This is a genomic window from Synechococcus sp. H60.1, from assembly GCF_047462335.1.
Lineage (GTDB): Bacteria > Cyanobacteriota > Cyanobacteriia > Thermostichales > Thermostichaceae > Thermostichus.
The window spans coordinates 1-7,507 of the sequence record NZ_JANSJA010000175.1 but is presented as its reverse complement, the minus strand read 5'-3'; the positions used below and the strand labels follow the sequence as shown (position 1 = coordinate 7,507).

The following is a 7,507-nucleotide window of genomic DNA, read 5'->3' as shown; positions in this document are numbered from 1 at the left end:
GCGGCTGGCGGCTCGCTCCATCAGGCGTTGGTGGGTGGAGCGCACCGGCTCTCCCGGCTTAGGCTGCCGCTGCACATAGGTGCCATCGGGGCGCAGCTCCCAAGCTTGCCGGTTATCCGTCAGACAAATCTCCAAGATCGCCTTCAGCTCTTGCTGCAACAGGGGATCCTCTACAGGGGTCACCACCTCGACGCGGCGATCCAGGTTGCGGGTCATGTAGTCGGCGCTGCCGATGAAGTACTCTTCCTGGCCGTCGTTGTAGAAGTAGAAGATGCGGGAGTGCTCCAAAAAGCGCCCGATGATGCTGATAACGCGGATGCGCTCGCTCAGGCCCGGGATCCCTGGTTTTAGGCAGCACATGCCGCGCACAATGAGATCAATCTCCACCCCTGCCTGGCTAGCCTCGTAGAGCACTTGGATCATGCGTGGGTCGGTGAGGGAGTTGACCTTGACGATGATGCGCCCTTGGCGTCCTGCCTGGGCATGGCGCATCTCTCGCCGGATCAAGGCTTCCATGCCCTGGCGCAAGGTACGGGGGGCCACCAGCAGCTTGCGGAAGTGCCGCTGCCGCGAGTAGCCAGTTAGCAGGTTAAACAACTCGGTTACATCGTTGCAGAGGGTCTCGTTGCAGGTAAACAGGCCCAGATCGGTGTAGATACGGGCGGTCTTGGGGTTGTAGTTGCCGGTGCCGATGTGGACATAGCGCCGCAGGGATCCCCCCTCTTCCCGCACCACCAGGGCCAACTTGCAGTGGATCTTCAGCCCTGGCAGGCCATAGGCCACGTGCACCCCGGCTTTTTCCAGCTTCTTGGCCCAGAGGATGTTGTTTTCTTCGTCGAAACGGGCCTTCAGCTCCACCAGAGCGGCCACCTGCTTGCCGTTTTCGGCAGCCTGGATGAGGGATCCCACCACCGACGAATCGCCAGAGGTGCGGTAGAGGGTTTGCTTAATGGTGAGCACCTGCGGATCGTTGGCCGCCTCCTCCAGAAACCGTTCCACACTGGCAGCAAAGGAGTCGTAGGGGTGATGCACCAGCAGATCCCCTTCCCGGATGACGGAGAAGATATCCACCGGCTCGTCGCTGACCGAGGCAGTACGCAAGCGGGGAGGAGTGACGGGCCCCCAAGGGGGATCCTTTAAATCGGGCCGGTTTAGGTTGAGAAACGCCATCAGCCCCCCCATGTTGAGGAGCCCATCCACCTCGTAGACAGAGTCAGCATCCAGATGCAGCTCTTCGCAGAGCCGCTGTCGAATGGCAGACGGCATGGACTTGGCAATCTCCATGCGCACCACCGAGCCGAAGCGGCGCTTGCGCAGCTCTTCTTGAATGGCCGCGAGCAGATCGTCGGCTTCGTCCTCTTGGATTTTCAGATCGGCACCGCGGGTGATGCGGAAGGGGTAGTACTCCAGCACTTCCATGCCCACGAACAGCGCTTCCAGATGGTGGGCAATCACCTGCTCCAGCGGCACAAAGCTCACCCCGTCCCGCAGCGGCACAAAGCGGGGCAGGGTGCTGGGCACCTTGATGCGGGCAAAGTGTTCCCTGCCGGTTTCCGGATCCCGCACCACCACCGCCAAGCTGAGGCTGAGGTTGGAGATGTAGGGGAAAGGATGGCCCGGATCCACCGCCAAGGGAGTGAGCACAGGAAACAACCGTTGGTCGAAATACTCCCGCAGCTCCTGCCGCTCCGGCTCGGCCAGCTCAGAAAAATCGCGGATGTGAATGCCTTGTTCCGCCAGCTTAGGCACCAATTCCTGCCGAAAACACTCGTGTACCTTTTGAATCAGGGGGCGCAGGTGCTGGGAAATCTGCCGCAACTGCTGCTGCGGCGTGAGGCCATCGGGGGTCGGCAGCAGCACGCCTGTTTCCAACTGACGGCGGATCACCGCCACCCGCACCATAAAGAACTCGTCCAGGTTGCTTTCGAAAATAGCGAGGAACTTCAGCCGCTCCAAGAGGGGGGTGCGCTCGTCCAGGGCCTCGTGCAAAACCCGGGCGTTGAACTCAATCCAGCTCAGCTCCCGGTTGAAGTAGTGCTCCGGCAAGGCATAGCCCTCCTGGATGGGCGCAGTCGGGATCCCTGGCTGGCCGGCATTCGGGGGGCAACCTGTCGCATCGGGGTTGCGGGGCGACAAGGAGGAGTCCGTTTCCTTGGGGCGCGGAGTCATGGTGGCCGAGATCTGGGTTGTCTCAAAGCGTCAACAACGGCTGGAGCCGACCCAATCCTATCCTGCTGGGTTCTGCTTGGAGGAGGCGGAAGTGTCCAAAACAGGCTTGGGCGGGCGTTCTGGCAACAGCCCTTGGGAGCGGGTAAGCAGAATTACCTGCAGCAGGATCCCGATCAACAAAATGCGCAAGGGCCCGGCCCGGGTGGCCCACTGGGGCGGCAGACGGTTGGTCAACCACTCGCTGCCCGACCACACCCCCCAAATGGCCAGCACCCCCAGCAGGGCGCCGCGATTGTTGCCGCTGCCCCCCGCGATCAACATCACCCAGACGATAAAGGTGGCAAACTCCGGCTGGAAGGCTTCCGGGCTGATGAAATTGACAAAGTGGGCATAGAGCGCCCCCGCCAGCCCCATCAGCATGGATCCCAGCACAAACGCCTGCAGGCGAAACTGGAGGACATCTTTGCCGGCGGCCAGGGTTGCCGGCTCATCCTCGCGGATGGCCCGCAGCACCCGTCCCCAGGGGGAGCGATAGGCCCGCTCACTCAGCCAGTAAACCACCGCCAAGACCAGCAGCACCAAGCCCAAGTAGAGCAGTGTATCCTGCCCTGGGATCCAGCCGCGAAAGGGGCGCGGAATGCGGGTGATGCCGCGCACCCCGTTGGTCAGCCAGCCCTCGTTCCTCAGGATTTGGCTGATGATCTCGGCAATGCCGATGGTGGCAATAGCCAAATAGTCGGAGCGCAGCTTCAGGGTGATCAAGCCAATCAAGAAGGCGATCGCACCGGCGGCGGCTACTGCTATGGCAAAGCCCACCCAGAACGGCAGATTGAACCCGCCCAGATGTTCAGGGGTGGGCGGCGTCGTGGCTATGGCGCTGGCGTAGGCCCCCACAGCAAAAAAGGCCCCCACGCCGATGTTGAACATGCCGGCATAGCCCCACTGGATATTGAGGCCCAGCACCAGCACGCCGTAGATCCCCACCAAAACCAAAAAGAAGATGGCGTAGCTCAACATCAGGCCCGCCCCCCCAATAGCCCTGTGGGCCGGAAGATCAGCATCAGCACCAAAATGGCGAAGGCTACCCCTGTTTTGTAAGCCGGATTGATCGCTAAAGTCGAGAACTCCTCCGCCATGCCAATTACCAGCCCCCCAGCAATGGCTCCATAGGGACGGCCAATGCCGCCGAGAATGGCCGCCGCAAAAACGGGCAACAACAGCCGCCAGCCCATGGTGGGGTGCAGCCGCGTATCCAGGCCCAGGAAGATGCCCGCCACACAGGCCAAGGCGGCGCCGATGGCCCAAGTCCAGAGGATGATCCGCTCCGTCTCAATGCCGGTCACCTTGGCCAAGTCAAAATTGTCGGCCATGGCCCGCATCGCTTTGCCCACCCGCGTGCGCTGCAAAAACAGGTGCAGAGCCACCACCAGCAAGGCCGTTCCCACCAGAATCACCACCCAATCCGGCTTGATGCGCAGCCCCCCCAACTGCCAGGGCAACTGAATGCCGCTGCGGTACACCTGGTTGTTGGGCCCCCAGACGATCTGCACCAAGCTGCGCAAGATCAGGGCCGTGCCAAAAGAAGAAATGAGCAAAATCACCGGTGCTTCCCGGCGCAGGCGGCGATAGATCAGTTGGTCGATCCCCACCGCGCAAAGTGCCGTCGCCAAGGCCGCCGGGATCCAGCTCACCCCAATCGGCCAACCCAACCCGACAAACGTTAGAGCAAAATAGGCCCCCAAGGTCATCAGATCCCCGTGGGCAAAGTTGGCAAAACGCAAAATGCCGAACGTCAGCGACACCCCGATCGCCCCCAGGGCGTAGATGCTGCCCAGGACGAGGCCGTAGATAAAAAGCTGCAACAGTTGGGCCACCCTTGCCCCCGCAATACTCTGCCCTGATGATGCCACGGGTTTGCCGAGAGCGGGATCCCATCCGGCCCAGCGGCAGGGTAGAGCTAGGGTAGGAGAAAGCGCGCAAGAGAGATCCATGCAGCCCAACTCTTCCCGGATCCCAGGTTGGCTAGTGGTTTTGGCCCTGCTGAGCGCTGCCTGTGGTGGGCCGGAGCCACCTCCAAGCAGGGATCCGGGTGTCCCGCGCGAGCCTATCTCCACCCCCCAGTTAATCTACGAAGACATCACTCTCACCCAGGCCAAACCTGACGGTGGCCTGCTCTGGCGCTTGCGGGCGCGCCTGGCCGAATACGAGTCCCCCCCAGAAAACGGCTCCACTCCCGTACAGTTGGGATCCGCCCATTTGCAGTCTATCGAGGGAGAGTTTTTCGACGCAGACGATCGCGCCATCCGCCTCCGGGCCGAGCGGGGATCCGCCTATCCTGGCGAGCGGCGGCTGGAATTGACGGGCCAAGTGGTGGTGGAATCGGAGCGGGACAACCTGCGCCTGCAGGCAGAGCGGCTGCAGTGGCTGCCGGAAGAGCGCCTCCTCGAAGCCGAGGGCCAGGTACAGGTGGAGCTGTTGGACGGCCAGGGATCCCTGTGGGGGGATCGTTTGCGCATCGACTTTGGCCAGGCCCAGATGCAACTGGAGAATTGGGATCCAAGCCAACCGGTGCGGGCCAAGTATCGCGATCCGGAGCTGGAGCTGACCGCCAGCCGCTTGCTCTGGAACTTTGGTGCCGGCGAGGTGCAGGCGTTGGGAGCAGTCGAGGTGGATGCCCCCCAGCAAAGGGTGCGCCTCAGCGGCGAGCAATTGCGGGCCCCGCTGCCCCTGACCGAGCTGCGCCTGCTGGGCAACGTGAAAGCCAAAGCCGTTCCCGTTGGCGGAACGGGATCCCTGCAGACCGGCCAAGAGCTGGAAGCCCAAGAGATCCGCTGGCGCATCGGCTCCACCCAACTGCAAGCCCTGGGCAATGTGCGCTACCGCCAGCCTGGACAAGCCCTGACTGTGAGCGGTGACCAAGGGATCCTGGATTGGCAGGCCAACACCGCCCGGATCCAAGGCAACAGCCAAACCCGGCTCACTTTGCCCTAGGAGCCGACGGCAAAGGGCCAACAAGAGCATGTCAAGATAGTTTAAGAACCGTGTTGGGTGGGTTGTGGTGAGGAGTTCAGCAATGGCAGAGACCGCCTGGGGGGAACGCCCCAACATTCTGTTGATCGTGCTGGATACCCAGCGGGCGGATCGCCTTTCCTGCTACTGGTCAGAGGAAGAGCGGGCCCGCCAAGTGCCCACCAGCCCCAACCTGGATCGGCTGGCCGCTGAGTCCACCCTCTTCGAGCGGGCCATCGCCCCCGCCCAGTGGACGATCCCCTCCCACGCCTCCCTGTTTACGGGGGAATACCCCAGCACCCACCAAACCGTTCAGGCAGACCTGGAGCTGAGCCCTGCTCTACCCACTCTGGCGGAGCTGTTGAAGCTGGGCGGCTACACCACCGTGGGCTTTTGCAACAACCCCCTGGTCGGGATCCTGAAAAACGGCCTGCGGCGGGGCTTCGACACTTTCTACAACTACGGCGGGGCCCTACCCACCCGCCCTCCCGAAGGCAACCCTCTGCCGGCTCCCCTCAACCGCTGGCTGGCCGCCTACACCCAGTTTTGGCGCCGTCTCTCCTACCCGGTGCAAAATGCCTTTGCCCGCTCCGACACCCTTTTTCAGTTGGCGCTGCACCCCTGGTTTGCCTCCCTCTGGACCCGCCTGATGAACTTTAAGGGCAACACGGCTGCCTCCATCGCCGACCTGAACCGCTACCTGCAGCAGATAGCCCGCCGCCCTGCCGGAGCACCGCCTTTCTTTTGCTTCGTCAACCTAATGGAGCCCCACCTGCCCTACTGGCCGCCGGAGCCCTTTGTGCAGAAATACGCCCCCTACTTCAAGACCAACCGCGAGGCGCGCGACTTTTTGCGCCAGTACAACGCCCAGCCCTACCGCTGGATGGCGCCCCTGCCGCAGCCGCTTTCTCCCCTGCAAGCGCAGGTGCTCAGGGACATCTACGATGCCGAGGTGGCCTACCAGGATCACCTGCTGGGATCCGTCTTCGCCACCCTGCGCCACACCGGCCTGGAGCAGAACACTCTGGTGGCTATCGTCGCGGATCACGGCGAAGGCTTGGGGGAGCACGACTTCGTCGGCCATGCTTTTGTGGTTTACGAAGAGCTGATCCGCGTCCCCCTGATCCTGCATTACCCCGGCTATTTTCCGGCAGGAAAGCGCGTGGCCACCCCCGTTTCCACCCGCCGCCTCTTTCATACTCTCTTGGAAGCTGCCGGCTTCCGCCCCAGCCTTTCTCTAGCCAACGGCGCCCCCCGTATCAGCCTCAAGCTCCGCCGCGAGATCGCCCGCCTCAGCCTGACCCGCACCCTGGCCGGTGAGGATCCGGAGCAGGGGGTGGTGCTCAGCGAGGCCTTCCCGCCCCACCTTCTCCTGCGGGCCATGGAAAACCGCAACGACAGCCTGCTGCAGGCGCGCGCCTGTTACGACACCCGCCGAGCCCTCTACGAAGGGGTGACCAAGCTGATCCAAACCGGAGATCGCCCCAGCCTCTACAACCTGGAGCAGGATCCGGCGGAACTGCGGGATCTGCTCTTGGCCGGGATCCCTTCTCAGCCGGGGGATCCTGAGTTGGGATCCCTTTCTCCACAGGCTTGGCTAGACCGCCTGCGGCAAGGGCTAAGGCAGTGGGTGGAGTGGGCAGAATCGCGCCGGCCCAGCACCGCTCCTCGCCGAGTTGACATGGAAAGCAACGCAGACTTGGTGCGGCGGATGCAAGAGCTGGGCTACCTGGAGTAGGAGCTATTCCAGCTCCCCCTCTTCCCCCCAATGATCCCGCAGGTAGCCGTTGAGATCGTAGGCATCTGTCTCCTCGGGATCCGCCGTCGGCCAGTCCTCGTTCTGCCCACCGATGATGACGCGGGTGAGGCCAATGTATTCTAAGCTGAGGGTGCGCAAGGCGTTGATCAACACATCCAGCGCCAAGGCATCGGCAGTGCCCAGATCAAACCAGCAGCGGGCCCAGTTGTCCTTTTCTTCCAGGGATCCCATGTTGTGCATCAGGGAGGTCAAGGGAGCCGAGTCGCTAGGGTACTCCAAGTAGCTGAGATCCGCCTCGGCCTCTTGGGCCACCAGGCGCTCGGCGTTAAATCCCCCCAACTTGCCTAGCACATACCACGACTCTAGGACTTCCCTGAGGTACTCCAACTCCGCTGGAACCGGCGGCTCCGCAAACTCAAACCAGATCCAGAGATTTCCCGGATCGCACTCGCGAAACTCCACTTGCATGGACGGTTTCTCAGCTAGGCCTAGCCATCGATCTTAGTCTGGCCCAGGTCAGCTAGAAACCGCAGGAGCCCCGCCCTGTACCCCCGTATACGGGGGGAGGGG

General features: G+C 62.6%; 6 protein-coding genes. 2 read left to right on the top strand and 4 right to left on the bottom strand.

Annotation, left to right across the window (positions count from 1 at the left end; all coding sequences use genetic code 11):
* The 3 genes from NW852_RS08910 to NW852_RS08900 form a co-directional block, all read right to left on the bottom strand.
* Positions 1–2,169: RNA degradosome polyphosphate kinase (locus NW852_RS08910; RefSeq protein ID WP_414426661.1), on the bottom strand; the 2,169-nt coding region annotated here is incomplete at its 3' end.
* 57 nt (positions 2,170–2,226) lie between these two features.
* Complete coding sequence (locus NW852_RS08905) at positions 2,227–3,186, bottom strand: branched-chain amino acid ABC transporter permease (RefSeq protein ID WP_414334031.1); 960 nt, start codon at positions 3,184–3,186, stop codon at positions 2,227–2,229.
* Positions 3,186–4,160 carry a branched-chain amino acid ABC transporter permease gene (locus NW852_RS08900; RefSeq protein WP_414398633.1) on the bottom strand — a complete coding sequence of 325 codons (975 nt, stop codon included), beginning with the start codon at positions 4,158–4,160 and terminating at the stop codon, positions 3,186–3,188. Before NW852_RS08900 ends, NW852_RS08905 begins: the two co-directional genes overlap by 1 nt.
* Here NW852_RS08900 and lptC point away from each other — a divergent pair.
* Both lptC and NW852_RS08890 read left to right on the top strand, forming a co-directional pair.
* Entirely contained in the window at positions 4,159–5,160 is a 1,002-nt protein-coding gene (gene lptC, locus NW852_RS08895; RefSeq protein ID WP_414426660.1) for an LPS export ABC transporter periplasmic protein LptC, read from the top strand. The genes NW852_RS08900 and lptC overlap by 2 nt on opposite strands.
* 82 nt (positions 5,161–5,242) lie before the next feature.
* Positions 5,243–6,916, top strand: coding sequence for a sulfatase (locus tag NW852_RS08890; RefSeq protein WP_414370352.1), 1,674 nt, complete (start codon positions 5,243–5,245; stop codon positions 6,914–6,916).
* A 3-nt stretch (positions 6,917–6,919) separates the two neighbouring features.
* On the opposite strand, the gene NW852_RS08885 is transcribed toward NW852_RS08890, so the two are convergent.
* Positions 6,920–7,405, bottom strand: coding sequence for a DUF3531 family protein (locus tag NW852_RS08885; RefSeq protein ID WP_414366439.1), 486 nt, complete (start codon positions 7,403–7,405; stop codon positions 6,920–6,922).
* Positions 7,406–7,507 lie beyond the last annotated feature (102 nt).

Excerpts from the sequence above, each read along its gene's own strand:
- NW852_RS08905 (WP_414334031.1), bottom strand. The coding sequence starts at position 3,186 with ATGTTGAGCTACGCCATCTTCTTTTTGGTTTTGGTGGGGATCTACGGC.
- lptC (WP_414426660.1), top strand. The coding sequence starts at position 4,159 with ATGCAGCCCAACTCTTCCCGGATCCCAGGTTGGCTAGTGGTTTTGGCC.
- NW852_RS08900 (WP_414398633.1), bottom strand. The coding sequence starts at position 4,160 with ATGGATCTCTCTTGCGCGCTTTCTCCTACCCTAGCTCTACCCTGCCGC.
- NW852_RS08890 (WP_414370352.1), top strand. The coding sequence starts at position 5,243 with ATGGCAGAGACCGCCTGGGGGGAACGCCCCAACATTCTGTTGATCGTG.
- NW852_RS08885 (WP_414366439.1), bottom strand. The coding sequence starts at position 7,405 with ATGCAAGTGGAGTTTCGCGAGTGCGATCCGGGAAATCTCTGGATCTGG.